The sequence below is a fragment of the Nocardioides sp. P5_C9_2 genome (assembly GCF_054049555.1).
The window spans coordinates 1-2573 of the sequence record NZ_JBFUMD010000524.1 but is presented as its reverse complement, the minus strand read 5'-3'; the positions used below and the strand labels follow the sequence as shown (position 1 = coordinate 2573).

The window sequence follows — 2573 nt, the reverse complement described above, 5'->3', positions numbered from 1 at the left end:
TAGTAGACGCGCCCGGCGACGACCAGCACCGCGTCCGGGTGCCGCTCGAGCACCGCCGGCAGCGCCTCGACGATGCCGACCCGGTCCCGCAGCGGGATCACGTGACCGACCGAGAGGATCAGCGGACGGCCGGGCTCGACGCCGGCGAGCTCGCGACCCGTGGCCGCGTCGCCGGCCCGCACCCACGCGGGGTCCACCCCGACGGGGATGGCCACCGTGTCGCGGTGGGCGCCGCGGTAGCGGCTGGCGATGTAGTCCTGCATGTAGGAGTCCATGACGACCAGGCGCGGTCGGTGGCGGCGCATCATGGGCTTGACCATCGTGGCGTCGAGGGTCCGGAAGACGTGGCTGTAGTGCGCCGCCGGGTTCTCCAGGCGGGTGTGGATGCTGAGCAGCGTCGGGACTCCCCGCCGCCGGGCGTAGTTGCCGGTGGCCCACGTCAGGTCCATGAATTGTCCGTGCTGGTGGATCACGTCGGGCGCGAAGGCGTCGAGGATCGTGTCGAGCCGCCTGGCCAGGCCCGGCCGGGTCGCGAACGAGAGGTCGAAGGAGACGTTGATCCGGCTCTCCGGGAGGGTGTACGCCGGCAGCCGCACGATGCGGACCCCCTCGCGCTCCTCCTCGGCCGGCGCCCCCTCGTGCTCGGCCGTCAGCACCAGCACCTCGTGGCCGCGCCGGGCGTAGCCGCGGGCGAGCGAGTCGCTGAGGTGGGAGCTGCCCCCCACGCGGGGTGGGAAGAAGTTGTTGACGACGACGATGCGCAACGCGGTGGACCTTCCGAGAGGGGCTGGCTGCCCCGGCAGCCTAGTCACCGGCACCGGTCCCGACGAAATGATCCCTCCAGTACCGTGACCACCGACCAGCGCCCGGGGAGCAGGCCGGCGGGACCGCACGCGGAGGTAGGACCATCAGCACCGTCGATCACCGGCCCGAGGCACCACCCGAGGCAGCGCCCACCCCGGTTCGTCCGCGTCCGCGACTGCGCGGAGGCTGGGCGGACCGCCTCGAGGTCCTGGTCCCCGTCCTGGTGTACGCCGCGCTGGTGCTGGGCGGTCTGAGCACGTCCTCGTTGGCGCTGCTGAGCATGTCCTCGGCCGGCGACGGGGCGCCGCAGCTCGGCGAGTCCCTCCCGATCCGCAGCGACGAGTGGCTCACCCAGGCGCCGATCGAGCTCTCGGTGCTGGCGCACGGCGCCTCGACGGCGCCCGCCCTGTCCCAGGACCCCGACCTGATCTACCAGGTCTCGTCCGGCGGGATCGCCGAGTCGGTGCTGTTCCACGAGGGCAACCTCCTGCGGCTGGGGGAGTGGCTGCCGGACGAGATGCTGTTCGCCGCGTTCCGCGCCTGGCCGTGGCTGCTCTTCGTGCTCACGCTGCCGCCGTTGCTGCGCCGGACGGGCGCCTCACGCCCGCTCTCCTGGCTGGGTGTCGTGCTGACCGCGCTGGCCCCGGCCGCCCTCTGGTGGTCCTTCATGYCGATCCGCATCATGGCCTTCGCCGCGGCCGGCAGCTACCTGCTGTGGCTGGCCCGCGACCGCATGGTGACCGGCCGGCGGGTCACCGCGCTGCTCCAGGCTGCCGTCGCGGGGGCGCTGCTCGCGCGACTCGTCACCTACTACGTGCCGTGGTCGCTGACGGTCGGTGTCCCGCTGGTCCTGGCCACCGGCGTCTACCTCGTGACCGACCGGGCGACCCGTCGYCCGGCGCTCCTCGCCATCGGCGCGGGCGCGATCGTGTCGGTCGCCCTGCTCGCCGGCACGCTGCTCGAGAACGCCGCCTCGCTCTCCGCCGAGCTCAACACGGTCTACCCCGGCCTGCGCCGGGTCACCGGCGCCGCGCAGTCACCGGCCCAGCTCTTCGGCGCCCCCGGCCTGTTCGAGATGGAGGCGGGGCCGGCGCCGACGATCCTCAACCAGAGCGAGATCTCCTCGGGCTTCCTCGTCTGCGCGGTCTGGGCGCTGGTGATCTGGCGTCGGGCGTGGGCGGCGTCGACCACGGCCCAGCGCGGCGCCATCGCCACCCTGGCGGCGACGACCGGTCTCTGGTCCGCCTGGGCGATGGTCTCCTGGGGCGGCCTCGGTGAGCACGTGCCGCTGCTGAGCACGGTCCTGCCGGTGCGGGCGGCGCAGACGGTCGGCTTCCCGGCCGTCCTGCTCCTGGTCCTGCTCGCCTCGCGCCTGACCGGCGACACCGCCCGGCTGGCGATCGCCGCGGCCGCGACCAGCGCGGCGGTGACGGCGTACGGGGTGAGCGACCTGCAGCGTGCCCTCCCCGGGCTCGCGACCTGGCAGGTCTGGGTGGGTGTGCTGGCGCTGGCCGTGGTCGTGTACGCCGTCACCCGCTGGCCGGCGAGGTCCTGGCCGGTCGCCGGCGCGCTGGTGCTCTGCCTCGCGGCGGGCGCCGACACCAACCCGGTGGTCCACGGCGTCGGCGAGCTCCGCACCAGCACCGCGGCGCAGGACGCGCGCGCCCTCATCGAGCGTGCCGAGGGCGAGGACGCGCTCATCGCCACCAACTCGCTGGCCGCCAACGCACTCTTCGTCGCCAACGGCGGCCCCATGCTCACCGGCTACC

Annotated in this window: 2 protein-coding genes; one reads left to right on the top strand and one right to left on the bottom strand. The window is 74.0% G+C overall.

Annotated elements, in window-relative coordinates; genetic code table 11:
• Nucleotides 1–764 (bottom strand): glycosyltransferase family 4 protein (locus tag ACXJKL_RS19125; RefSeq protein WP_457208585.1); only part of this gene is annotated, 764 nt, incomplete at its 3' end.
• A 263-nt stretch (nucleotides 765–1027) separates the two neighbouring features.
• On the opposite strand from ACXJKL_RS19125, the gene ACXJKL_RS19120 reads away from it, so the two are divergent.
• Nucleotides 1028–2573 (top strand): DUF7657 domain-containing protein (locus ACXJKL_RS19120; protein ID WP_457208584.1); only part of this gene is annotated, 1546 nt, incomplete at its 3' end.